Annotated in this window: 23 protein-coding genes; all 23 read left to right on the top strand. The window is 61.4% G+C overall.

The features are described 5' to 3' along the window. The 23 genes from H7688_RS02150 (at position 1) to H7688_RS02040 (ending at position 23,852) form a co-directional block, all read left to right on the top strand. Complete coding sequence (locus H7688_RS02150; protein ID WP_183359377.1) at positions 1 to 504, top strand: prepilin-type N-terminal cleavage/methylation domain-containing protein; 504 nt, start codon at positions 1 to 3, stop codon at positions 502 to 504. Further along, on the top strand, positions 476 to 895 hold the full coding sequence (locus tag H7688_RS02145) for a type IV pilus modification PilV family protein (protein ID WP_281379383.1): 420 nt from the start codon (positions 476 to 478) through the stop codon (positions 893 to 895). Before H7688_RS02150 ends, H7688_RS02145 begins: the two co-directional genes overlap by 29 nt. 77 nt (positions 896 to 972) lie before the next feature. Then, positions 973 to 2,166 carry a PilW family protein gene (locus H7688_RS02140; RefSeq protein WP_183359375.1) on the top strand — a complete coding sequence of 398 codons (1,194 nt, stop codon included), beginning with the start codon at positions 973 to 975 and terminating at the stop codon, positions 2,164 to 2,166. A gap of 16 nt (positions 2,167 to 2,182) precedes the next feature. Further along, the gene (locus H7688_RS02135; protein WP_183359374.1) at positions 2,183 to 2,812 is read left to right on the top strand and encodes a pilus assembly protein PilX; all 630 of its coding nucleotides are present in this window, start codon (positions 2,183 to 2,185) and stop codon (positions 2,810 to 2,812) included. A 422-nt stretch (positions 2,813 to 3,234) separates the two neighbouring features. Then, positions 3,235 to 3,735, top strand: coding sequence for a type IV pilus modification PilV family protein (locus H7688_RS02130; protein WP_183359373.1), 501 nt, complete (start codon positions 3,235 to 3,237; stop codon positions 3,733 to 3,735). After that, positions 3,732 to 4,655 (top strand): PilW family protein, encoded by a 924-nt coding sequence (locus tag H7688_RS02125; protein WP_183359372.1) that lies wholly within the window; start codon positions 3,732 to 3,734, stop codon positions 4,653 to 4,655. Before H7688_RS02130 ends, H7688_RS02125 begins: the two co-directional genes overlap by 4 nt. After that, positions 4,656 to 5,240, top strand: a complete 585-nt coding sequence (locus tag H7688_RS02120; protein ID WP_183359371.1) for a PilX N-terminal domain-containing pilus assembly protein — start codon at positions 4,656 to 4,658, stop codon at positions 5,238 to 5,240. A gap of 16 nt (positions 5,241 to 5,256) precedes the next feature. Beyond that, positions 5,257 to 5,652, top strand: coding sequence for a hypothetical protein (locus H7688_RS02115; protein ID WP_183359370.1), 396 nt, complete (start codon positions 5,257 to 5,259; stop codon positions 5,650 to 5,652). 34 nt (positions 5,653 to 5,686) lie between these two features. Beyond that, entirely contained in the window at positions 5,687 to 9,223 is a 3,537-nt protein-coding gene (locus H7688_RS02110) for a pilus assembly protein (RefSeq protein ID WP_183359369.1), read from the top strand. 104 nt (positions 9,224 to 9,327) lie between these two features. Beyond that, complete coding sequence (locus H7688_RS02105) at positions 9,328 to 9,786, top strand: pilus assembly FimT family protein (protein WP_183359368.1); 459 nt, start codon at positions 9,328 to 9,330, stop codon at positions 9,784 to 9,786. Between the two features lie 38 nt (positions 9,787 to 9,824). Next, complete coding sequence (locus H7688_RS02100; RefSeq protein ID WP_183359367.1) at positions 9,825 to 10,388, top strand: hypothetical protein; 564 nt, start codon at positions 9,825 to 9,827, stop codon at positions 10,386 to 10,388. A 298-nt stretch (positions 10,389 to 10,686) separates the two neighbouring features. Continuing rightward, complete coding sequence (locus H7688_RS02095) at positions 10,687 to 11,157, top strand: pilus assembly FimT family protein (RefSeq protein WP_183359366.1); 471 nt, start codon at positions 10,687 to 10,689, stop codon at positions 11,155 to 11,157. After that, a complete protein-coding gene (locus H7688_RS02090) occupies positions 11,123 to 11,524 on the top strand; it encodes a type IV pilus modification PilV family protein (RefSeq protein ID WP_183359365.1) in 402 nt (133 codons plus the stop codon). The genes H7688_RS02095 and H7688_RS02090 overlap by 35 nt, the downstream gene beginning before the upstream one ends. 5 nt (positions 11,525 to 11,529) lie before the next feature. After that, positions 11,530 to 12,717, top strand: a complete 1,188-nt coding sequence (locus H7688_RS02085; protein WP_183359364.1) for a prepilin-type N-terminal cleavage/methylation domain-containing protein — start codon at positions 11,530 to 11,532, stop codon at positions 12,715 to 12,717. Between the two features lie 11 nt (positions 12,718 to 12,728). Continuing rightward, positions 12,729 to 13,349: a pilus assembly PilX N-terminal domain-containing protein gene (locus H7688_RS02080; protein WP_183359363.1), complete on the top strand. Its 621-nt coding sequence runs from the start codon at positions 12,729 to 12,731 to the stop codon at positions 13,347 to 13,349. 320 nt (positions 13,350 to 13,669) lie between these two features. Next, positions 13,670 to 13,876: a helix-turn-helix transcriptional regulator gene (locus tag H7688_RS02075; RefSeq protein WP_183352893.1), complete on the top strand. Its 207-nt coding sequence runs from the start codon at positions 13,670 to 13,672 to the stop codon at positions 13,874 to 13,876. Between the two features lie 16 nt (positions 13,877 to 13,892). Beyond that, positions 13,893 to 14,942 carry a type IV pilus assembly protein PilM gene (gene pilM / locus H7688_RS02070; RefSeq protein ID WP_183359362.1) on the top strand — a complete coding sequence of 350 codons (1,050 nt, stop codon included), beginning with the start codon at positions 13,893 to 13,895 and terminating at the stop codon, positions 14,940 to 14,942. Then, complete coding sequence (locus H7688_RS02065) at positions 14,939 to 15,481, top strand: PilN domain-containing protein (RefSeq protein WP_183359361.1); 543 nt, start codon at positions 14,939 to 14,941, stop codon at positions 15,479 to 15,481. The genes pilM and H7688_RS02065 overlap by 4 nt, the downstream gene beginning before the upstream one ends. A gap of 73 nt (positions 15,482 to 15,554) precedes the next feature. After that, positions 15,555 to 16,154 carry a type IV pilus inner membrane component PilO gene (locus H7688_RS02060; RefSeq protein ID WP_183359360.1) on the top strand — a complete coding sequence of 200 codons (600 nt, stop codon included), beginning with the start codon at positions 15,555 to 15,557 and terminating at the stop codon, positions 16,152 to 16,154. Further along, complete coding sequence (locus H7688_RS02055; protein WP_183359359.1) at positions 16,135 to 16,695, top strand: pilus assembly protein PilP; 561 nt, start codon at positions 16,135 to 16,137, stop codon at positions 16,693 to 16,695. The genes H7688_RS02060 and H7688_RS02055 overlap by 20 nt, the downstream gene beginning before the upstream one ends. Positions 16,696 to 16,743: 48 nt before the next feature. Next, a complete protein-coding gene (locus H7688_RS02050; protein ID WP_246329679.1) occupies positions 16,744 to 19,605 on the top strand; it encodes a type IV pilus secretin PilQ in 2,862 nt (953 codons plus the stop codon). A 36-nt stretch (positions 19,606 to 19,641) separates the two neighbouring features. After that, entirely contained in the window at positions 19,642 to 20,160 is a 519-nt protein-coding gene (locus H7688_RS02045) for a hypothetical protein (protein ID WP_183359357.1), read from the top strand. Between the two features lie 167 nt (positions 20,161 to 20,327). Then, on the top strand, positions 20,328 to 23,852 hold the full coding sequence (locus H7688_RS02040; RefSeq protein WP_246329678.1) for a CFI-box-CTERM domain-containing protein: 3,525 nt from the start codon (positions 20,328 to 20,330) through the stop codon (positions 23,850 to 23,852). Positions 23,853 to 23,883 lie beyond the last annotated feature (31 nt).

Raw genomic sequence — 23,883 nt, 5'->3', positions numbered from 1 at the left:
ATGGCTCGCAACGGCTTCACCCTGGTGGAAGTCCTGATTGTGATCGTGATCATCGGCATCCTGTTGTCGATCGCCACGGCCAACTGGAACAGCATGCAGAAGAAGAACTGGGTCGAGAGCCAGGCCGGGCAGACCTACAGCGACCTCATGTCGGTCCGCGCGGATGCCCTGTTCACCAAGAGGGCGCGCAGCGTGATCTTCTCCGGCTCCACCTTTGCCATCTACTCCTCGACCGAGACCGGCAGCGGGATCCAGCCGGCCAGCACCAAGAAGCCCTTCAAGTACCCGTTCAAGTGGGGGGGCGGGGGGAGCTCCCTCACGGTGACCTTCGATGCCTCGGGGCTTTACACCGGGGACACCGACCTGCCGCTGTGTGTCGACCCGGACGGCAGCCTCGGCATAACTACCGGGTCGGTCGACAGCATCGTCGTCTCGACCGCCCGCATCAAACTAGGCAAAAGGGGGGGGACCACTTGTGACGTGTCCGCCATCACTCAAAAATAAGGCCGGCTTTACCTTGACCGAGGTGATGGTGGCCCTGGTGATCATGATGGTCGGGTTGGTGGGACTGCTCCAGGCCATCGGCATCGCCCTGGAGCACAACCTGCGCAACCAGCAGCGCGAGGAAGCGGTCTTCCTCGGCGAGAAGTACCTGAACGAATTAAGGGGGAAGCGTTTCGACGCCACGTTCGATCCCTATTCCTCTCCCTACACGCCGTTTACCGTGGGGAGTGGGGTCCGTGGGGGCGGGACCCGCTACACCGTGGAGCGCACCGGCGACAAGTATTCCGCGGACAACCTCACCAAGTTGCTTATCGTGACGGTCAAGTGGACCTTCAAGCAGGTCGAGTACCAGAACCGGGTGACTGCGACGGTGTCCGTGGCGCCCTCCTGACCCCGGGCCGCACCCGGCGTTTGCGCCGGAACCGTCCGGCTTGCCGGGCAGAGCACGATCAAGACAAGGAAACGACGATGTATCTGCGAAACAACCGGGGCTTTACCCTGGTCGAGGTGCTGGTGGCGATGGGGATTTTCCTGACCATCATGATGATCACCGCCAGCTCGTTCGAGTCGATCGCCAAGCACACGGTCCAGCAGTCCAAGTCGGCCGAGACGCTCCAGGAGGGAATCGTGGGGCTCGAGGTCCTGCGCTCGGACCTGAAGCAGGCCGGGTTCGGCCTCCCCTGGACGGTGACCGGGATCGGCGCCGGCTACAAGGAGGCGCAGATCGCCACGGGCGATTACCCCGCGGCCGGCTTCTGGCCCGCGACGACCCCGCCGGGCTCCGCGACCAACTGGGTCACCTCGTTCAACGACGCCCCCTCCAGTGCGCCGCGTGCGGTGCAGAGCGCCAACACCGCCTTCAACGTGGGGAGCGACGGTCAGGGCTCCAAGTACCTGGTGATCAAGAGCATGCTGGTGGGGACCAGCACCGCGGCCAGGAAGTGGACCAACGTCGCCTATGCCAACGGCACGCGCAAGGCCACCCTGCAGTGGACCGACAGCAGCCGCAACTTCGCAAGCGACGACCGGGTCGTCGTGGTGAAAAACTCGCTGACCTCGGTTCCGCCCGCCCGGCAGCTATTGACCAGCGCCGGCACCTTTTCCACCACCTTCGCAAACTTCACCACCCTGACCACGAACCACCTGGACGGCGACTCCTACGAGGTGTACGGGGTGGACCGGGTCGACCCCAGTGCCCCCTTCAACCGGGCCGACTTCTACGTGATGACCCCTGCCTCCGGGATGCCCGCGGAGTGTGCACCGCACACCGGGATCCTCTACAAGGGGGTGTTGAACCACGCCACCGGCAGCTTCACCCAGATTCCGCTGCTCGACTGCGTGGCAGATCTCCAGGTGGTCTACGGCGTGGACGCCTCCCTCTCGGGGACCGGCACCGTCAACGATCACCTCACGGATCTCAGCGGCAAGTCCGCCGAGGACATCCGGAACCAGGTGTGCGAGATCCGGGTGTACCTGCTCTCCCACGAGGGGAAGAAGGACCTCGGCTACACCTATCCGTCGCCTTACGTCACGGTGGGTGAGAACTTTGGTGGCTCGGTCAAGGGGAGGACCTTCGATCTGCAAACCCAGGTTGGTACGGACTGGCAGCACTACCGGTGGAAGGTGCACACCATCGTGGTGCGCCCGAAGAACCTCTTCTAACTGGCAAGGAATCGGTATGAAACAGCTGCAAAATCAAAAGGGCGTCGCCCTGGTGGTCTCCCTGATGTTCGCCCTGATCTGCCTGGCGATGATTCTCGCCCTGTTGTACTTCGTCCTGGCAACCACGAAGAACACCGGGGCGCAGACCAGGTACCGGAGCTCGCTCGAGGCCTCCTACGGCGGCACCGATCTCCTGACCAAGACCGTCATTCCGCGCCTTTTTTCGAACTACTCCACCGGGTACCTCTCGCTCATGCAGGATTTCGGCGGCAGCAACACGCTGAACATGACCATCGGGAGCAAGAGCGTCCTCAAGGAGAAGATGTTCACCGATACCGCCGACTGGAGCGGTCTCGCCATGAAGACCACCAACCCGAAACAGTCGCCGGACATCACCTTCACCCTGCCCGGACAAAACGGCTCCCCAGGGTACAAGGTCTACACCAAGATCGTGGACACCACCAAGGGGGTGGGGCTGGTCGACGCCAGCGGCATCGACTACCTGGACAGCGGTATCGGGGTAGCGGGGGCCGGCTCGGCAACCCAGACCATGCGCACCCCCAACATCTACACCATCGAGGTCCAGGGGGAGAAGGCGACCAACCCCAAGGAAAAGGCGAGCCTCTCGGTCGTCTACGCCTACTGATCCCACTTCGTCGCACCCGCGGAGGGTCGGCCCGACCCGGCCCTCCGCTCTTTTCCCCTTTCCCGTTCCCGGGGTCCTTCTCGAGCTTCCCCCTCATCAGCAGCGCTCCGTTCCCGATCCATCACGCCCCAGCCGAGCCCTCAAGCCCCCCGTGTCACTCCCCTGCAGTTCCAGCAGTTTTTGCGTAGTGCAACTCCCCAGGTGTGAAAAAAATTCATAGCTAGATTGGGAATGCTACAGTATTTGGTCAGGTGATGGCCTGATTTCGCGGGGTTTTACCCTTGCACCCCCTTTAGTCGCCGCTCGGCATGTAACTTGCTCAATCGCCTCCGGGTGCTGGACGACGAGCCCAGCCGAACCCTCAACCCACTCTTCAGCCCCTTAATGGCGCGGTGGGGCGAGCACCGCCAACCGGAGGCGACGTGGCAGCTGAATCAACATCGATAAGCATCCTGTACCGGTGCCTGCGCACCCGGCTTTGTTCCGGCACAAAACCGGTTCTGGGGGGGCAGCAGGGGTTCACCCTGGTGGAACTCCTGGTCGCCATGAGCCTCATGGCGATCGGCATCTTCGCCGTGATCGGCATGCAGCTCTTCTCGATGAATTCCGACCGGATCGCCCACCGCCTCACGGTGGCGAGTTCGCTCGCCCAGCAGGTGTTCGAGGACATCATGCTCTGGGACCCGGCGACGGCCAAGGGGCAGTGCTTCGTCAGCGCCGGGACCTATCCCTACTACGCCGACCCCAACAACCCCAGCGCGGCGACCTATACGGTACCCGGTGCCGGGACCTTCACCCCCACCTACACCACGACCCTGGGCACCGGAGGCAACGGCGTCCCGACCGGGGTGACCAAGGTGGTGGTAACCGTGACCGGCGCGGGGAGATCGATCAGCATTACCGGGTTCAAGAGGAGAGTATGAAGAAGGTGCGACGCGACAGCGGCTTCACGCTTGTGGAGATCATGGTGGTGGTAGCCATCTTCGGGATCGTGATGGCCTCGGTTTTCTCCGTGTACCTGACCCACATGAAGAACGCCTACAAGCAGGACGATGCCGTGGAAACCCAGCAGAACCTCCGGATTGCCCTCGACGCGCTGACCCGCGACCTGAAGATGGCAGGGATGCTGGTGCCGATCACCACCCCGCCGCTGGCCGCCGGGGTCTGGGGCGCCTACTCGAGCTGCCTCCGGATCAACACCAGTTCCCCCACGGGGACCTATGCCCGCATCGGCATCAGCAGGTCGACCTCCGGCTACAGCAACTTCAGCACCCAGCTCGACACCTCCGAGGCCGTGGACGGTTTCCAGGTCGGCGACCGGGTGCGGCTCATCCGCCCCTTCGACAACAGCCAGCCCCTGGGGAGCGTCGTCCAGGCCAATTACAGCACCATGGTCATCTCTCCCGTCCTGGCCCCGAACCGCGTCACCCGAAGCATCTCGCTGCAGTACGGCTCCGGTGCCGCCTTCCCCGTGGGCAGCGCAGTCAACAGCAGCGACATGCTCGCCAAGGCCGCCGGATCCCGGGCCTTCGACACCGTGGACTACTCGCTGGTGACCTCGGCCAGCAACCCGGACTGCCCGACCGGGATGGCCTGCCTGGCGCGCTCGGTGAATTCCCGGACCGCGGAGGTCGTCGCCTCCAACATTAAGAGCCTGCGGTTCAGTTACCTGTTCGACGACGTAAGCGGCGTAGCCGAGACCAACGCGGTGACCAGCAGCAACCTCTCGAGCATCAAGGCGGTGCGGGTGACGATTACCGGAACCACCCCCAGGGGGGGCTCCGCGGCATCCGCCAAGCAGCTGAGCACGGTCGTTGGGCTGCGCAACAGGAGAGGCTACTAAATGAACGCTACGCCTAAGGTGGCAAGCGCCGGGGTCGCGGCGGTCGTCGGGAACGAGCGAGGGGTCGCCATCATCGTCGTGATGGGGATGCTGCTGTTACTGACCATCCTGGGAACTACCATGCTCGCCTCCTCGACCAGCGACATCAAGATTGCCGGCAACTACCGCAACTCCCAGGAGACCTTCTACTCCGCCGAGGCGGCACTGAGTTTCGGGGAGAGCTTCACCGACATCTATGCCAAGCTCTTCCCCGGGGCGGTCTCCACCACCTGGCCGGTCGCAGGGCAGGGGAAGGTCCTCGACGGCAGCTTCGCCGAGACCACCACGACCACGCCCATGAAGTACAAGGATTACAACCAGATCGCCATTCCCGGCACGAGCGACAAGGCCTACGTGAAGGTGGAGCTGGTCGGCTCGGGGAAGATGCCTGCCGGAACCGGAACCCAGGAAGACGCGGGGCTTAGTCCCGGCAACACGCTCAAGGTGAACAACTTCGTCGTCACGGTCATCGCCAAGGGGCCGGGGGACAACAGCTCGAACGAAACCAGCCTCGAGGCCGGGGTGGCCCGGCTGGCCCAGCAGTGAGAACCCGGGGGGAGTCATGAACCAGCTACCTGATACATGGATCTATCTGTGCCGCGTCGTCGCCATGGCCGGACTTTTAACCGGTGCCGTGCCGGCCTTTGCGGCGAACCCGCTCCCCGCGGCGGCACAACGCGTGTACCACCCGAGCGCGAGCTACCCGGGACCCTACCGGGTCGATGTGGTCTACATGCGGGCGAGGGATATCGACCCCTGGGCACCCGGGATCGCCGGGCGTTTTCCCGCCGTGGTAACCTGCCCGGATGCGCTCCAGAAGCTGAGGAGCACCGGCTACTGGAGCGGTCACCTCAAAAAGGGTGGGGCCTGCGGTACCCCCTACGAGCCCTCGTCCTGGGCCCTTGGCAACAGGCTCAACTACGACGCGCAACAAGCACCGGCTCCGGTGAATCCGTAAGGGCGCCGCATCTATCATTATCTCGGGGTGTACTATGCGTAAACTGTTAACCTTGATGTCTTTCGGGCTCGCCTTGACGCTTCCTGCGGCACCCACCCTGGCTGCACCGGACACCTACAGCGGCGACTCCTCGATCTACGGCACGCCCGCCACCCTGGAGGCGAACGTACTCATCATCATCGACAACTCGGGGAGTATGGCCGACAACATCGGGGGGAGCACCTATACACCCTCGACCAACTACGACAGCACCAACAGCTGCGGCACCAACGGGACCGCGTGCAGTACCAATGCCGTCTATTCGTACAACAACGGCGTCTACACCCTGCTCAACTCCGCAGTCAGCAGCATAACCACCTCGTGCAACAACAAAAACCCTCAAAGCCTCCTTACGACAACCGGGCAGTACAGCGGCAGGACGCTCAACGCCAACGGGACCTGCGGCAGCAACAAGTCCGGCAGCGGCAGCTATTTTACCGGGAACTACATCAACTGGCTGCAGAACCCTGATCTGCAACCCAGGCCGAAAATCGACATCGCCAAGGAGGTCGTGAAGAACCTGATCACCAGCACCTCGGGGGTCAAGTTCGGCCTGATGGTGTTCAACTACGAATACGGCAGCGGCACGAGCAGCACGAACCCCAACGGCGGACGGCTGGTCTCTTCCAGCGTGACGGGGGCGGGCACCGCCAAGTACGTGACCGAGGTGAAGAAGATGGACGACATCTTCACCGGCACGATCACCAACCGCACCGCGCTTCTGGAGGCGGTCGACAGCATCGACACCATCGGCAATACCCCGCTCGCCTCCACGCTCTACGAGGCGGGACGCTACTTCGCCGGAGCTGCACCCGCCTTTGGCTCCACGGTCGGTGTCTCCACTGATGCCGGAGGCAACTCCACCTACGTCTCCCCCATGGAGGCGAACTGCCAGAAAAACTACGTGGTCTTCGTAACCGACGGCATGGCCAACGCAGACGACCAGAGCGTCCTCGGGACCATCTGCACCGATGCTGCCGGGCACCCGACAGCAGACTGCGACGGTGACGGCAAGGAGCCCGTCTCCACCTACTCCTACTACACCGGGTACACCTACACCTATAACCACTCGCTGGACGACGTCGCCAAGTACCTCAACGCGGGAACCCAGAAGATCACCACCTTCACCATCGGCTACGGCCTGGCCGCCAGCGACCCCGCCGTCGCGCTTTTGCAGCGGGCAGCCGACACTAGTCACGGCAAAGGGGCCTACTACTCGGCGCTGAACCAGATGGACCTGAGCGCCGCCTTCAACAAGGTCATGGCCCAGATCTTCACCGTCAACTCGTCCTACGTGGCGCCGGTGGTCCCGGTGAGTCCGGAGAACCGCACCTACGGCGGCAGCCGTGTCTTCATGGGGTTCTTCAAGCCGGTCAACGGTTCCTACTGGATCGGCAACCTCAAGAAGTTCGGCATCGATTCAAGTAACCGGATCATCGACGCCAACGGGGCGCTGGCCACCTACATGGACATGAACAACGACCAGGTGGACGATAATTCCAGTACCGCGCTCCCTGCCGGTGCCGTGAACGGCTCCTTCAAGTCGACGTCGCAGTCCTTCTGGAGTCTCAGTGCCGACGGCGGCGACGTCGCCAAGGGGGGAGCGGGCGAGGTGCTCCAGGGGCTCTCAAATATCACGAGCACCAGGAAGATCTACACGGTCAACTCCGCCGGGTCGCTGGTCGCCTTCAACGCAGCCAACGTCACCCCCGACATGCTCGGGTACGACGCCACGGACACCACCTCGCGCAACAACCTGGTGAACTTCATCTACGGCCTGGACTCCTACGATGAAAACCTGAACGGGGTGACCAGCGCCAACCGCGGCTGGATCATGGGGGACGTGTTGCATTCGCGCCCCATGGTCATCAACTACTCCTCCTACACGTTCAACTCGACCAACGAGACGAATTGCAGCACCAACAAGACCATGATGTACGTCGGTGCGAACGACGGGATGCTGCACGCAATCAGGGACTGTGACGGCCAGGAGGTGTGGTCCTTCATCCCGCCGGACCTGCTCCCCAACCTGAAGTACATCAACAGCGGCAACCACGTGTACTTCGTTGATTCGACGGCGGCGGCCTACGTCTACGACGCCAACAACAACGGCAACATCGAGTCGGGCGACAAGGTCGTGCTGGTCTTCGGGACCCGCAGGGGCGGCGGGAGCAGCACCGGTCCCACGACCGGCTCCTACTACGCGCTGGACGTAAGCAGTGCCTCCACCAGCCCGACCGTTTTGTGGCGCATCTCGAACACGAGCCCGACGGCAAGTGGCTCACCTATCTTCGGGGAACTTGCCGAGACCTGGAGCGAGCCCAAACTGCTGCGCATGAAGATCGGCGGAGCCACCAAGATCGTAGCCGTGCTCGGCGGAGGCTACGACAACGTGAACGAAGACCAGCGCTACGGCGCTACCCAGACCTTCACGGGCACCGCCTTGAACCTCACGGATACCGGCTCCGGTGCGGTGACCAGTTCGGGGAGTTCCAGCCCCGGCACTCCCAAGGGACGGGGCCTCTACGTCGTCGAAGTGGCCACCCTCAACTCAGCCGGCGTCCCGAGTTTCACCAACGGCGGCAGCAAGATCTGGGGCTATACCAACGCAGACAACTCCGCCCTGGCCTTCTCCTTCCCGGGAGAGGTGGCAGCGATCGATTCGACCGGCAGCGGCTTCGCGGACCGGCTCTATGCTGCCGATACCGGCGGCAATATCTGGCGTTTCGACGTGGGGGCCTCCAGTACCGGCAGCTGGAGCGCCCGCAAGCTCTTCAGTTCCAATCCCGGGTTGGGCGGGAGCTCGGACGTCGGGCGCAAGATCTTCTATAAGCCGTCGGTTGTCGTGGAGCCCGGGTACACCATGATCTACTTCGGAACCGGCGACCGCGAGCATCCGCTCAATACCAACGTGGTCGACAGGATCTATGCGCTGAAGGACGTCGGGCAAACCGGTACCGTCACCGAATCGAGCATGCTGGACGTCACCGGCGACGAGCTGCAGAGCACCACGGTGGCCAGCGGTACCGGGTCTATCTCCGATATCATGAGCAAATTGAACGCCTCGACGAATTACGGCTGGTACATAAAGCTCAACCAGAACTCCGGTGAGAAGGTCCTGGCAGCCCCGCTGGTCTTCAGCAAGGTCGCCTACTTCACCACCTACGCCCCGGGCGCCGCCAGCACGGACGTCTGCCTTACCGGCAATCTCGGCACCTCGCGGCAGTACGCGCTCAACTACCTGACCGGCGAGGCGGTTCTCAACTACGACACGACCAACGACAGCACGCTGGTCGCCAACCCCCGCTCGCAAGGGCCCATCCTGAGCGGCTCCGGTGCCACGGCCACCTTCAGCAGGCTGTTGCGCAGCGATCGCGTCAAAACGACCGGCTCCGGCATACCGTCCAGTGTCGTCTTGATGATTCCGACCAGCGGCCAGGTCAACATCCTGACCGGTATCGGCGGCGGTCTTGCCAGTGACAAGCCCAAGGCGGGGCTGATCAGCTTCCCGCTTTACTGGAGACAGCGATGAGGACGGGGCACCTTACAGCAGCGCTTCCGGAACGCTCGTCCGCTCCTTTCGTTGGGGAGCTTGCATCCGAGGCCGGATTTACCCTGATACAGCTCGTGGTCGTCATGGTGCTGATGGCTATCCTGACCGCCATCGCGCTGCCAAACCTGGTCGTGTGGCGCGGCCAGCTGAACTGTCGTGCCAGCGCCAAACTGATGGAAATGTCGGTCCGGGAGTCACGTTCCAAGGCGATCACCAACAACATCCAGTACATGGTGGTGTTCAAGCCCAACAGCAGCAGTTTCCAGGTCTTCAAGGGAAACCAGGCGTACAACACCCCCTCCACCGGATTCTCCGCAGCCGACAGCAAGACGGTGACCTCGAGTTCGGTCGTGCTGCGCAGCGGCAGCACGGGAGCCTCCCGGGCCAACGTCTATGTCCAGCTCTATCCCAACGGCACCGCGGCATTCGTGGCGCCCGACAAAAGTACCAGCGACAATTACGTGTCGATCAACGATGCACATGGACAGCTGTACCAGCTCAAGATGACGGCCACGGGAAGGGTCACCCTCTCGAAGAAATAACCTGGCCGCAGATACCATTGCCCCGAGGAGGTCCCCTGATGGGAACCGAGCAAGAGAACGAACTGACCGACGTGGTCCTGTGCTACCAGGCACTGGGATTACCCATGGATGCTTCGCCGGCTCAGATCGAGAAGCTGTACAAGGCGTTGAGCGAGGAACACCGCAAACAACTTTCGGTAGGGAGTCCGGCCAACCGGGAGGAGGCCCGCCAGAGTCTCGAGCAGGTCAACGCGATGTACGAGAAGATCCGAGGCTCGGTAACCTACCACGCCGCAGAGCGGGAGCAGCAAAAGCGTCAGGACGCAGGACAACCCCTGCGCGAGGCGCCCATCAAGATGCAGCGCACTGCGGAGCTGAAAAAGACCTTCCGGTGCCCGCGCTGCAACGGCGAAGTCCCCCATGGGCGCAAGGTCTGCCCCATCTGCAAGTCCCGCCTGTACACCCCCGTCGAGCGGCTGTTTCTGGCCGTTTTCTCGAAGCGGATGCTCGTGCTGTACGCGGTCGTGACGGTCCTGGTGGCCGGGGCGATCTTTTTTCTGAACAGCAGAACGCCGGCGCAGTCGACCAACGACAGCGGGTTGGAAGGGCTCCAGGCCAAGTAGCAGGAACGCCCCGGGGTGGGGCTGTGGCCCCGCCCATCTGGCAGATCGTTTTGCCCCTTTCGCCCCTTAAACGCTCCAATCCCCCCACCGCACGCCCTTACCCCCAACCACCACTGCGACACAATCAATCCCTGCACGGCCAGCGCCGGCACCGGCGCTGTCTCCCCAGTACTATCAGAGCCTCCCAGTTCGAGACAGGAGCGCTTTTCATTCAACGGCCCGATGGTAATATTGGTGAGCTGTAATTTTGGCGGGTCCAAACGGATGCGGCAGCGGTACCGGTGCCGGGGGGCTTCAGATGTGGCAGCGTGGCTTCTCCCTGATAGAAACCGTCGTGGTTATTGCCATCCTCTCGGTACTGGCCGTCATCGCCGTCCCGGCCTTTTCCCGTCTACTGACGCACTACCGCATGGAGTCCCAGACGCGTGCGCTTCTGGCCGACCTGCAGCAGGTGCGGGCCGATGCCCTGTACCAGAGACGGGCTACCCGGGTGAAGTTCTCCCCGGCACGCTACGATATCTACTCCTCGGCAGCCGACAACAGCCCGGAACCGCTGCGCAGCTGCCTCTTGCGCTTCCCGGTACAATGCGAGAAGAACTACGTCGACTTCGACCAGAGGGGCCTCGCCAACCAGGATTTCTCCATTTGTGTGGACTCTGCCGGGCCTACCGGCGCCCTGGACAGCGTGGTGATTTCTTCCACCAGGCTCAGCATCGGTCAGAGGGACTTGGGCTATGACTGCAAAAGCGCCTGCATTACCAAGCGGTGAACCGGGATTTACCCTGGTCGAGCTGATGATGGCGATGCTCGTCATGACGGTGGGACTCTTGGGGCTCTTGCAGACGGTCACCGTGGCCTACGACTACTCCCTGCGCACAATGTACCGGGAACAGGCGCTCCAGGTGGGGGAGGAGCAGATGAACCTGCTGCGCCGGAGGGCAAGCGATAGCGGCACGACCTTTCCCACCACCACCACCGCAACCCGCCGAATCGGTGGCGGGACCAAGTCGTTCGGTGTCATCAGGGACCGCAGCACCCAGGGGGAGACCTACCTTCTCACGGTGAGCGTGACCTGGCACTTCAAGAACCTCAGCACCACCCACAAGATCTACACCATGAAAAGGATGCGCTCGTGAGGCGGATGACCGGAAATCGCGGCTACACCCTGGTCGAACTGGTGGTGGTGATCCTAATCTTCTCGATCGTGATGCTGCTCATCTCGTCGTCCTTCAACCGGATCCTGGCCAGTTCGTCGATGCTCGTCAAGGCGGCAGAGACCGACATCGGCGGCTTGATAGGGCTCGAACTGCTCCGCTCGGACCTCGAACTGGCCGGATTCGGCCTCCCCTGGCAACTACCCAAAGGGTTCACCTACAGCGAGGCCGGCTGCCACAACAACTGTGGCGAGTATTACGATGCACCGGACGAACCACCGCGCGCCGTCGTCGTGGGGGACAACAAGGGGTTCAATGGCTCGGACTACCTGGTACTGAAGGGGAGCGCCCTCGGGATGAGTACCACGTCGCGCAGTTGGGCCTACCTCAGCTACTCCTCGACCGGGACCGTGCTCAAGTCGAGCGGTTCCGGGTCGGAGCTGGTCCTGGGGAGCGGCGACCGCACCATCGTGGTCAAGCAGGGGGCCGCGAGCGACGGGAAGATCACCCGGGAGCTCGTCACCGTCCCCGGCGGCACGAGCTTTTCCCTCTTCTTTGTTCCGCCCCTGACGCCCCCCTTCACCCCGACCAGCCGGGGGGAGAGCTTCCTGGTCTACGGTATTGCGCCCCCCGGGGACCCCGTAGAGAACCTGCCCCCCGAACCCCTGGAATTCCCTTTCAATCGCGCCGAGTACTACCTGAGCCGTCCCGACACCATCCCCGCCTACTGCGCGGGGGTCGACAAAAGCCACGGCACGGGTGTCCTCTACAAGAAGGTGATAAGCCACAACAGCCCATGGCATACCTACTATCCGCTGCTCGACTGTGTCGCCGACCTTCAGGTCGTGTTCTTCCTGGACACCAACGGCGATGGGCAGAAGGATTACTACACGAACGCGGAACTCCTGAGCAGAGACGAGTACCCCGCCGCTGTCCTGCGCGAGCAGATCAAGGAGATCCGGGTCTACATGCTGGCCCAACAGGGGCGCAAGGACGTAAGCTACCGGTATCCGGTACAGGACCCGGAGCACGCCATCATGGTAGTTGATCCCCGTCTCGGTGCGGAGCTCGGCGGCATCTGGAGCGATTCCCGCCTCTCCCGCGAGATCAGTCCGGAGTGGCGCCACTACCACTGGAAGGTCTACAGCATCGTGGTGTATCCCAAGAACCTGTAGGGGAGGGGAGCATGGTCCGGGAACGGGAAAAGGGTGCCGCGCTGGTTACCGCGCTCATGTTGACGGTCCTCTCTCTGGTCATCGCGCTCGCCCTTTTGTACACCATCACCGCGGGGACCAAGATCTCGGCAAGCCAGAAACGCTACCGGACCGCACTCGCCGCGGCGCACGGCGGGGTGGAGCTGGTGACCCAGGAACTGATGCCGCGGATCCTGCAAAACAGCCTCGAGACCCCAAACTCCCTGCAGAACCAGTTCGAGCTGATCAGCCTCAGGCTTCCCGGATACAGCTGCCTGCAGCAGAAACTCGCCTTACCACCTGGCGCCTGGAGCGCCTGTTCCCCCGCCCAGCGTAACGCCGACCCGGCGCTCTCCCCCGATTTCGCCTTCAGCCTCGGCGGCGCCAAGGATTCCCACCAGGGGGGATACCAGGTTGCCGTGAAGATCCTCGATAGCGTCCCCGGTAACACCGACAGCGCCGCCAACGACCTCCTGGACCCGGGGAGTGCGGTTACCGGAACGGAAGAGGGGATCCGCCCGCAGCACGTCCCGGGGCTTTTCAACATCGCCGTTCAGGGGGTGGGGGGAGCTCCGCGGGAAAAGGCCCGTCTTTCGCTGCTCTACGCCTACTGACCCCCCACAATTTCCCTTGAGTCCCTCGCGTGCCATCCGATAGGAGGAGTGACCTGGCATGGTGCTCCGCTATTCGGCTGGGTCCAAAATTGAGTTCCCCGTTGTGGCGCCGCGGAGTCAACTCCCTGTCACCAATGGGTTTCCAGGAAGGGGCCACTTTGACGGTCTGGGCAGCCGCGTCAAAGTAAGTAGATCTGGGCTTAAAAATGCAACAATTACCCACACTGAAATATAATTACATATAACTTGGAATAATTTCTTGACTTATCTTCTATTTGGTGCAAATGTACCCCAAAATCCGTAGGGTCCAGGTGAACCGCATGCCCGTTACGATCACGAACAGCGTCAAAAAGTTGCGCGAAGAGCGTCTGATGAGCAAGGCCGAACTGGCGCGTATGGCCGGTGTCTCTCCCATCACGATCGACCGCATCGAGCGCGGCGAGGACTGCAGAATGGAGACCAAGCGCAAGATCCTGCTTGCCCTGGGGTTCTCCCTCGCCGAGAAGACCAAGGTGTTTCAGGACTAAGGGATAGGACCGCGTGATGCTTTTCGCAAAGAACAAGGATATTGTGGGAGTAGACATCGGCTCGAGCGCCGTGAAGCTGGTCCAGCTGCGCGAGCTCAAGGGGGGCTGGCAGCTGCAGAACGTCGGCGTGCTCCCGCTCCCCCCCGAGGCCATCGTCGACAACACCCTCATGGACAGTTCCTCGATCGTCGAGACCGTGAAGAAGCTCCTTTTGAGCCTCGACGTCAAGGTGAAGGATGCGGCCTGCTCCATCTCGGGCAACGCCGTGATCATCCGCAAGATCTCCTTGCCGGTCATGCCGGCCGAAGAACTCGAGGACCAGATCCACTGGGAAGCCGAGCAGTACATCCCCTTCGACATCAACGACGTGAACGTCGACTTCGAGATCCTTTTCCCGGACGAGCAGGACCTCTCCAAGATGAACGTCCTTTTGGTCGCGAGCAAGAAGGACATCATCAACGACTACCTGACGGTCTTTGCCGAGGCGGGTCTCAAGCTGGTGGTGGTCGACGTGGATGCCTTTGCGGTGCAGAGCGCCTACGAGAGCAACTACGGCGCCGAGAGCGAGGTGGTGGCCCTGGTGAACCTGGGTGCCAGCATCATGAACCTCAACGTGGTGCGCGACGGGGTCTCGCTTTTTACCCGCGACGTGCAGCTGGGCGGCAGCCTCTACACCGAGGAGATCCAGAAGCAGTTCGGCATCGACACCCAGCAGGCCGAGGTGAAAAAGGTCACCGCGGGCCGCGTGGAGGACCCGCGCCTTGCCGAGGTGCTGCAGCGGGTCAACGAAACGGTCGCCATGGAGATGCGCCGCTCGCTCGACTTCTACAACTCGACCGCCGGTGAGGACCGCATCAGCAAGGTCTACCTCTCGGGGGGCGGGGCGAAAACCTCCCAACTGGTGGAGACCGTGCAGCAGAAACTCGGCATGCCGGTGGAACTGCTCAACCCGTTTTTGCGGGTTGCGGTGAACGAGAAGGAGTTCGACACCGTGTTCCTCGACGAGATCGCCCCGGTAATGGCCGTTGCGGTGGGACTTGCCACAAGGAGGGTCGGGGATAAATGATTCGCATAAACCTCCTGCCCGTCAGGGCCTCCAAGAAAAAGGAAACCATCCGCCAGCAGATTTCGATCCTGGCCCTCTCGGTCGGGGGGGTCCTGCTGGTCGGCCTCTCCCTCTACTTCATGCTGGTGGCCAAGATCTCCGCCACCACCACCCAGATCGAGTCTTCGGAAAGCGAGCTGCGTGCCCTGAAGACCAAGATCGGCGCCATCGACAACATCAAGAAGCTGCAGGCAGAGGTAAAGAAGAAGCTCGACGTCCTGAGCCAGCTGCGTCGTGAGAAGACCGGCCCGGCCAGTCGCCTGGCGGCTCTCTCCGATTCGGTACCCGAGAAGCTGTGGCTTACCAAGTACGTGGAAAATGGCGGCAACGTGAGCATTTCGGGTTTTGCCTTAAGCGAGGAACTCATCGCCGTGTTCATGAAGAACCTTCAGGCCTCGGGTGCCTTCAGCAACGTGGAACTGCAGGTCTCGGAGCAGGCCAACGTCGGCACCGAGCTCGCCAAGCGGTTCGACATCGTTTTCCAACTGAAGAAACCGTAACAGCCGCGCACCTCGCTGGCTGGTAACGCGCCGCGTCACACATCAACCGTCTTGCTGTCGCTGAGGCTTTACTATGGATCCACAGATAGAAAAGGTTCTCAAACTCCCGGTCAAGCAGAGAGTGGCCCTCCTGGTAATGGTCTTGCTGCTCGAAGCGGCCGGGCTCTTCTACGGTCTGTACAAGCCAAAGATGGACGCCTATGCCCAGCTCCAGAACAAGCTTGAGGATCTGCAGCGCCAGATCCAGGACAACCGGCGCATCGCCAACAACCTGCCTCGCTTCAAGGCCGAGTACGAGCAGCTCAAGAAAGATCTCGAGGCTGCCTTGACCGAGCTTCCCAACCAGAAGGAGATCCCGTCGCTGCTTACCAGCATCTCCAGCGCGGGCAAGGGTGCCGGGCTCGAGTTCCTTCTGTTCAGGCCAAAGCCCGAGGTGCCCAAGGACTTCTATGCCGAGGTGCCGGTCGACATCGCCGTTTCGGGCACCTTCTTCAACGTGGCCGACTTCTTCGTTGCGGTCAGCAAGCTGCCGCGCATCGTCAACATCAACAACGTCAGTTTCTCCGATATCAGGACCGCCAACGGCCGAACCACGGTGAGGGTGAACTGCCTTGCCACCACCTTCCGATTCCTCGACAAAAAAGAGATCAAGGATGAAAAGAAACCCAAATAACAGGCTGCTCGTCGTCGCAGCGCTGGTCTGCCTGGTCTGGTCCGGCTGTTCCAAGACGGAGGAGAAACCTGCGCCTCCGCCCCCCAAGCCGGCCGCGCCGGCCAAGCCGACCCCGGCTCCGGCCCCGGCGGCACCGGTGCAAAAGCCGATGTCCAGTGCCACCAGGATCACTACCCAGCTCGAATTCGGGCGGCGCACCGATCCCTTCAAGCCTTACGCACCGACGGTGGCTGCGCCGCCGCCCAAGGCGGGTGAGGCGCCGGTGCAGCGTCCTTCCGAGGACGTCCTGCCGATCCAGAGCTTCGATGCGAGCAAGTTCAAGGTGTCCGGCATCATCGCCGGGCTCAAGGAAAACCGCGCCCTCATCATCGATCCCAACGGCAAGGGGTACGTGGTGCAGGTCGGGATGCAGGTCGGTTCCGGTAACGGCCACATCAGCAGGATCACGGCGAACAGCGTCGAGGTGGTGGAAACCTTCAAGGGCGACCGTGGCAAGATCCGGAAGAGAACTATAGTACTTACGCTGGCCAAGAAAAGGTAAGGAGCGTTTCTGATGAGAGTGTTTCCGAGCAGGGTCATATGTGTTTCCATGGCACTCAGCATGTTGGTCATGTCATCTGCCGGCTGTGTCAAAAGGATGTCGGCGGCCAACGAGCCAAGTCGCGCGACAAGCCCCGGCTTCGCAACCCTGCGTTCGGTGACCGTTTCCCCTGACGCCTCGCAGATCGCACTGGCCAGCGACAAACCCTTTACCTATACCTCCTATAAGGCCGGTGACCCGGCCAAGGTGGTCGTGGACATCTCCCAGACCGATCCCGGCCAGGTAGCCTCTTCGGTCGAGGTGAACCGCGGCAACGTGCGGCGCATCGACGTCGTTCGCCAACCGGTCGGCGGAGGTCTGCTGACCCGGGTGGAGATCTCGCTCTTCAAGGATGCCGACTTCACCGTCGCGACCGACCCCGCGGACAAGACCCGGCTCATCGTGGCAATGGTGGCACCGGAACCCGACGCGAAACCGGCGCTTGCCGAGACCAAACCGGCTCCGGAAGCGAAGGAGCAGCCGCTTGCCGAGGCGCGTATCGAGGAGAAGAGCCTCCCGGCCGAGCAACAGGCCGCCCACGCAGCCGAAAGCGCAAAACCTGCAGTCGCGGCGGCCGATCCGGCCAACTCCCCCGCAGTTCCGGAAAAACCGGCCGACCATCCCGCCGCCGTGGCAGCCGCCGCTGGCGTCGCTGCCGGTTCCGTGGTGAGCGAAGCTGCCCCGCAGCCCGCAGCCCAGGAAAGCGGCCGGCGGCTCACCGCGGTAACTGCCGGAACCGACGGGGTTGAGCTCCAGGTGGCCGGGGGCGTCCTCACCTTCAACTCCTTCAAGCTTGCCAAGCCCGACCGCATCGTGGTGGACCTCTTCGGTGTGAAGAACGCCATCGGGCAAAAGGTGGTGCCGGTAGGCGCGCTGGGAATCGCCAACGTGCGCATCGGGAGCACCCCCGACAAGCTGCGCATCGTTCTTGATTCCGCCGATGAAAAGACCCCGGCCTTTGATGTCGTGAAGACCGACGCAGGGCTTAAAATCCGTCTGGGTGCCGCCACCGGCAAGCCGGCACCGGCCGTGAAAGCGGTTGCCGCTGCACCGGCTGCCGAGTCCGTACCGGCTGCAGCCGCAGCACCTGCTCCGGTTGCCGAACCGGCCGCCGCCCCCAAAGCGGTACCTGCGAAGGCGGTAGCCGCTGCCCCGGCTCCCAAGGTCACTAAGACCGCGGCTGCAGCCGATGCCGCGCACGGCAAGGGGACCCTGGAATCCCTCGACTTCAACGTGGTGGACGGCGTCTCCCGCATCACCATGAAACTTACCGGCGGCTGCGAGGCAGGTAAACCGGTGCACGGCGTCCAGGGGATTTCGCTGAGCATCGCGAACTGCCAGGTTCCCAAGAAACTGCAGCGCGCCCTGGACACCACCCAGTTCGGTTCCCCGGTCCTCTCGGTGACCCCCTACCAGGTGAAAGTGAAGGGGAACAACGTCGCGAAGCTTTTGGTGCGGCTGCGCGGCAACCCGCCCTACAGCGTGCGTCGCGAAGGTGACATGCTGTTCTGGGACATCACCAATCCGGGTCCGCTCCCTGCCGCCAAGCTTCCGGCTGCACCGGCGCGTGCCCATGAAGCGCAGCCGGTCGAGCCGCAGGTTGCCGAAGAGCTCTTGCCGGCCCCGCGCCAGGACGACATGGTGACCGAGATCCCCTCGGTGCAGCACCACAATAAGAAGGTGTACAAGGGGCGCCGGGTAACCCTGGAGTTCTCTGACGCGGACATCAGGAAGATCTTCCAACTTATTGCCGAGGTGAGTAACCTTAACTTCCTGATCGCCGACGACGTCACCGGTACCATCAGCATCAAGCTCGTGAACGTCCCCTGGGACCAGGCACTCGACGTGATCCTCGACGCCAAGGGGCTCGGGATGCAGCGCGAGGGGAACATCGTACAGATTAAACCCAGGGCGAAGATCCAGACCCAGGCCGACGAGGACATGGCTGCCAAGAAGGCTGCCGAGCGCAACATGGAGCTGCGCACCATGGTCTTCGAGGTGAACTACGCCTCGACCAACGATGTCGCCACCCAGTTCGCCGCCCTTAAGAGCGAGCGGGGGACCATCACCAAGGATGACCGCACCAGCCGGGTCATCGTCAAGGACATCCAGACTGCCCTCGACGAGATGCGGTCCCTGCTGAGAAACCTCGATACCCCCGAGAAACAGGTGATGATCGAGGCCCGCATCGTCGAGGCGACCAACTCCTTCACCCGGGACCTCGGTGTCCAGTGGGGACTCACCTACCGCGACGGCTCGGCCTCGACCCTCGGGATCAACGCCGTCGACACCACCTTCGGCGGCGTGGTCTCCACCACCGGCCCCGGCACCACCGGCGCTGGCGGCATCGGGATGGGGATGTCCTTCGGCAAATTGACCAGCAACATCCAGCTGGAAATGCGTCTTGCCGCTGCAGCGACCATCGGCCAGGTGAAGATCATCTCCACCCCGAAAGTGGTGACGCTCAACAACAAGGCCGCCAAGATCTCCCAGGGGCAGTCGATCCCCTACCAGACCACCTCCGCCGAGGGTACCAAGACCGAGTTCGTCGAGGCAGCCCTCACCCTCGAGGTGACACCGCACATCACCGCCGACGGTTCGGTGAGCATGAAGATCAAGGCGAGCAACAACTCCCCGGGTACCGGGTCGCCGCCGCCGATCAACAAGAAGGAAGCAACCACCGAGCTCGTGGTCGCCAACGGCGAGACCACGGTCATCGGCGGCATCTACGTGGACAGCGACACCGAGTCCGACACCGGCGTGCCGTTCCTGGCAGACATCCCGCTTCTGGGCTGGCTGTTCAAGTCCAACGCGAAGAGCAAGACCAAATCCGAACTGCTCATTTTCATTACGCCCAAGCTGGTGAACTAAGGAGATACTATGTTGTTGAGCCGACTTGCTAGATTGATGCTTGTTATAGGTGTTCTTGCCGTAGCCGGGTGTGGTGACGGCAAGTCCGGTAGTACCGCCGAGTTCGCCACGGTGTACGCTATGCCCACCAGCGGAACGTTTGTCACAGGAGGCGGAGCCGTTAACCTGAGTACCACCAGCCCGGTAACCGCCAACCTCGTTATTACGACCACGGTGTACCCTTCGGCAACCACGGCGGAGAATCTTACCATCGAAAAGACCACCGTTACTTTGGTCCCCGCCATTGCCGGCAACGTCGCACTCACCCTTCCGGCGTCCGCTACCCCGCAGTATCCAGCAGCCAACCCGATTCTTATCGCACCTGGTGCCACGACCACTGTTGCCATCGATATCGACACCGATTCGGTAAAAAGCTACCTGCAGGGTGTGCTCAGTGCCGGTGCGAGTGCCTCTTACTGGGTAGTGGTGACCTTTGACGTCCGTGAACATGGCACCGGCAAGCCTGGCACCATCACCTTCAACAACTCGCTCAAACTTACCTTTACCAATAGCTGATAATTCCGCGTTGGTAAGCGGCGACGGTTCAGGATCGATACCTTCGGCTGTTTTTAACTTAGTTGCACTTTGAATGGGGTACTACGATGACTTTAGGACGAGGGAAAAGCTGGATTTTACTGCTTCTGGCACTTTGCGTGCTGTTTGGATGCAATGGGAAGAGTACGGTGAGCTCTGCCAGCGGCAAGGGAAAGTTGGGGAAAGTCCTCACCAGCGATCAACAACTTACGACCGATAGCAACGACCAGTCGCAGCCCGCTGTTGCCTTCGACCCGATCAACCATCAGTACCTGTCCGTCTGGACCGATTCGCGGAACCCCGATGGTTCCACCGATATCTACGGAAGAATTACCCTGGGCAAAAACCTTCATTCCGACGGGAAATTGCGTTTCGACAACACCACCTCGTCGGTGCCCAAAGTTTCGACCCCCCCGATGTCCTTTGTATCGCCGGAGATCAAAATAAGCGAGGGGCCTACCGGTTCCTCTCAGAGGTTGCCCAAAGTTGCCTTTTATCCGGACTATCAGGGCAAAACTGGAAAGTACCTTGTTATCTGGGTGGACTCCCGTAATGGCGGCAGCCAGATTTTTGGCCAGTTCCTTGCGCCGGACGGCAGTTATCTGGCCAAAGACGGCACAACTACTTCCAATTCACCCGACAATTTCGCAATAACTAATAACCTCGTTTCAGTTTCGGGGACAGTGAGTGTCCAGGGTTCCAGATCCGCACCGGTTACTGGATTTGTGACTTTAACAAAGGATGCAGCCACGGTCAGCGGTGTTGGAACTAGCTTCCTGTCCAGCGTGCAGGTCGGTGATTATTTCCTTATTGGCAAGAGCGTTTACTTTGTCAATTCAGTTTTGTCCAATACCTCGCTCACCTTGACGAGCACCTTTACAGGTGCCACCGGGACCTACGGGTTCACTGCCTATAGAGGCAATACTCCCTCTGCGACCATTACGGGCACCGGTACGAAGTTTGTGTCGGAGCACGTGCTTCCTGGTGATGCACTATTTGTTGGTGGTTTCTACTATGACGTGGCCTCCGTCGAGGACGAGACGCACCTTACCCTTACCATGCCTGCCGAGTACAACTACACGGCCAGCGGATACTCTTACCAGATAACGACTCACCAGGCTCAGGGTGAACCGGACATCCTCTACAATCCGGTCACCAAGCGCTTCGTCATCGGGTACGTCGAAACGAGCGACATCGACACCAACCACACCATTACGGTACAGGGACAGGTCTGCAGCAATTCGGCGACCCTCAACATCATTCCGTACCCGTACGTCGACAACAACGTAGTAAGGATGATTCAGGTCAACCCTGTAGGCGGTGCGGTAGGGAACCCGGAGTGGGTTTCGACTCTGGTGAGTACCGGTGCCACCGATAACGGAAGCGTGATCGCCCTTGGTTACTCGGTACAGACTTCCGAATCGAAAGCGAAGCTGGCGTGTAACCCCAGTACTGGCGAGGTCTATCGTGTCTGGAGTGGGATTAATCAAACGGTGACGGTAAACGTTCTTTACTCCAAGGATCCCGATCCGGCTACAAGCTGTACCTACAGCTCGGCTGGGTTTGCAACCTCCAATGCCGATTCCGCCACCAAAATCAAGATCCGGCGTGATCAGGGACTGGGACTCGTCAAAGACATCAGTTTGGGAGGCACCGCTACCTATCCTGCCCTTGCGGTTGATCCCAACACCATGAGGATGCTGGTTGCCTGGGAAGACAACGTGGATGCCACGGGGAAGGATATCCTCGCCCAGTTGCTGGACCTGAACAGCTTCACCAGCTACGGAAACGGGATCAACGTATCTGCCATAGCAGGCGATCAAACCTCACCGGTTGCCGCGTTCGACAACGTCAACCAGCGCTTCCTGGTGGCGTGGGAAGATGCCAGAAACCAGAACGTCAACATCTCGAACATGGATATCTACAGCCAGTTTATCGACCCTCAGGGGCAGCTTTCCGGTAGCAACGCCATTGTTACCGTGGCCCCGGGCAACCAATTGGCACCCGCGGTCATCTTCGGTGATGTTTACTTCCGGAAATTCCTGGTGGTCTGGAAAGATGGCCGACTCAACAACAACTCTGATATCTATGCACAGCTTCTGGAGTTCTCCGTTTCGCCGCAACTGGTAATTGCCGACAGCACTTCCATTCCCATTACCAGCGGTTCCATTGATTTCGGCAATGTCGACATCACGTCAGCGACTCCGTACAAGGATTACAACTTCAAGGTTCAGAACAACGGCAACGCCATTCTCACCATCAACTCGATTCTGGAACCGACGGCGCCGTTCTCCTTCACTACACCCAAGCCGGTTACTATCAGCCCGGGTACCAGTGCCGATATGACCATCCGCTTTGCGCCGACCGGTGCCGGTTCCTTCTCGGGAAGTCCTGCAAACGGGTACAAGATGGTGTTCAACTCCAATGGTGGGGAGTCCGTCATCTACCTCTCCGGCGCGGGAATTGGCAATAAGGCGTTATCCATCAGCACCACGCAGCTGCCGGACATCGTTTTGGGTGCCAACACTACTGACACCCTCGTTGCCGCCGGAGGTGTTGTGCCTTACGGCACCTGGACGGTCACTTCCGGAAGCCTGCCTCCCGGCATGACCCTTAATCCGACTACCGGGGTGATCAGCGGCACCGTCCTGGCGTCCAGCAACCCGCTCCCTTCGTACACCTTTACGGTTTCGGTTACGGACAATGCCGGGAGCACCATTACCAAGGCGTTCACCTTGAAGATCGCCTCCCTCAGTATCACCAACACGAGCCTTAAAACCTGGACCGTAGCTGTCTCCAATTACACCGAGCAACTCCTCTCATCCGGTGGGGCCAATCCGGTCATCTGGTCGATAACTTCTGGCGGCGCCGGTAATCTGTCTCCTGCGCCCGGTCTTACTCTCAATGCTACCAATGGCACAATTTCAGGTACGCCCACTACCGCGGGGACCTATACCTTCACTACGTTGGCTACCGATGGCAACGCCAACACCGCCACCCGTAGCCTCACCATAATAATCAACGGCCCCCTGGGAATCAGCACCGGGACGACCCTTTTCGACGGAATCGTCGGCATTAACTACACCCAGCAGATTCAGGGCACCGGCGGTACTTCGCCCCTGGTCTACAGTGTCAGCCCGGCACTCCCGCCGGGGCTTACCCTCGACTCGGCCTCGGGAATTATCTCGGGCAAGCCGACCGTTGCCGGCAACTATAGCTTCTCCATTTCGGTAGGCGATTCGGTGGGGGGGACCGTGTCTAAGCAGATGGCTTTGGCCATTGCTCCCAGCGGCAGCGGTGGTGGCGGAACCAACAGCGGCGGCGGAGCCAATGCGGCGCCTGCTTCCTCCGGTGGCAAGAGCGGCTGCTTTATCGCAACCGCCGCCTATGGCAGCTATCTCGACCCGCACGTTATGGTGCTGCGTCACTTCCGCGACGATGTCCTGCTGCAGACCAAGCCGGGTACCGCCTTCGTGCACTTCTACTATCGCTACAGTCCTCCGGTCGCAGATTTCATCCGCGAGCATGGTCTGTTGCGGGTCCTGACCCGCTTGGCACTCACCCCGCTCATCTTCGCGGTGAAGTACCCGCTGGCCTTGGTGGCACTGGTGTTTGCCGGCCTGTTTAGGGGCTTGAGGCGTACCTTCAGGGTGCGGCGCAGCGTCAGGGCCTAACCTGGGACAGCAACGCTTTCCACGGTAGTTG

Source organism: Geomonas limicola (assembly GCF_014193675.1).
Taxonomy (GTDB): Bacteria; Desulfobacterota; Desulfuromonadia; order Geobacterales; family Geobacteraceae; genus Geomonas; species Geomonas limicola.
Note: the sequence above shows the minus strand (reverse complement) of the source record. Positions and strands in the feature narration are given on the sequence as shown.

Excerpts from the sequence above, each read along its gene's own strand:
- H7688_RS02125 (WP_183359372.1), top strand. The coding sequence starts at position 3,732 with ATGAAGAAGGTGCGACGCGACAGCGGCTTCACGCTTGTGGAGATCATG.
- H7688_RS02045 (WP_183359357.1), top strand. The coding sequence starts at position 19,642 with ATGCTTGTTATAGGTGTTCTTGCCGTAGCCGGGTGTGGTGACGGCAAG.
- H7688_RS02050 (WP_246329679.1), top strand. The coding sequence starts at position 16,744 with ATGGCACTCAGCATGTTGGTCATGTCATCTGCCGGCTGTGTCAAAAGG.
- H7688_RS02080 (WP_183359363.1), top strand. The coding sequence starts at position 12,729 with ATGGTCCGGGAACGGGAAAAGGGTGCCGCGCTGGTTACCGCGCTCATG.
- H7688_RS02065 (WP_183359361.1), top strand. The coding sequence starts at position 14,939 with ATGATTCGCATAAACCTCCTGCCCGTCAGGGCCTCCAAGAAAAAGGAA.
- H7688_RS02075 (WP_183352893.1), top strand. The coding sequence starts at position 13,670 with ATGCCCGTTACGATCACGAACAGCGTCAAAAAGTTGCGCGAAGAGCGT.
- H7688_RS02095 (WP_183359366.1), top strand. The coding sequence starts at position 10,687 with ATGTGGCAGCGTGGCTTCTCCCTGATAGAAACCGTCGTGGTTATTGCC.
- H7688_RS02150 (WP_183359377.1), top strand. The coding sequence starts at position 1 with ATGGCTCGCAACGGCTTCACCCTGGTGGAAGTCCTGATTGTGATCGTG.
- H7688_RS02055 (WP_183359359.1), top strand. The coding sequence starts at position 16,135 with ATGAAAAGAAACCCAAATAACAGGCTGCTCGTCGTCGCAGCGCTGGTC.
- H7688_RS02110 (WP_183359369.1), top strand. The coding sequence starts at position 5,687 with ATGCGTAAACTGTTAACCTTGATGTCTTTCGGGCTCGCCTTGACGCTT.
- H7688_RS02140 (WP_183359375.1), top strand. The coding sequence starts at position 973 with ATGTATCTGCGAAACAACCGGGGCTTTACCCTGGTCGAGGTGCTGGTG.
- H7688_RS02090 (WP_183359365.1), top strand. The coding sequence starts at position 11,123 with ATGACTGCAAAAGCGCCTGCATTACCAAGCGGTGAACCGGGATTTACC.
- H7688_RS02115 (WP_183359370.1), top strand. The coding sequence starts at position 5,257 with ATGAACCAGCTACCTGATACATGGATCTATCTGTGCCGCGTCGTCGCC.
- H7688_RS02100 (WP_183359367.1), top strand. The coding sequence starts at position 9,825 with ATGGGAACCGAGCAAGAGAACGAACTGACCGACGTGGTCCTGTGCTAC.
- H7688_RS02120 (WP_183359371.1), top strand. The coding sequence starts at position 4,656 with ATGAACGCTACGCCTAAGGTGGCAAGCGCCGGGGTCGCGGCGGTCGTC.
- H7688_RS02105 (WP_183359368.1), top strand. The coding sequence starts at position 9,328 with ATGGTGCTGATGGCTATCCTGACCGCCATCGCGCTGCCAAACCTGGTC.
- H7688_RS02060 (WP_183359360.1), top strand. The coding sequence starts at position 15,555 with ATGGATCCACAGATAGAAAAGGTTCTCAAACTCCCGGTCAAGCAGAGA.
- pilM (WP_183359362.1), top strand. The coding sequence starts at position 13,893 with ATGCTTTTCGCAAAGAACAAGGATATTGTGGGAGTAGACATCGGCTCG.
- H7688_RS02135 (WP_183359374.1), top strand. The coding sequence starts at position 2,183 with ATGAAACAGCTGCAAAATCAAAAGGGCGTCGCCCTGGTGGTCTCCCTG.
- H7688_RS02085 (WP_183359364.1), top strand. The coding sequence starts at position 11,530 with ATGACCGGAAATCGCGGCTACACCCTGGTCGAACTGGTGGTGGTGATC.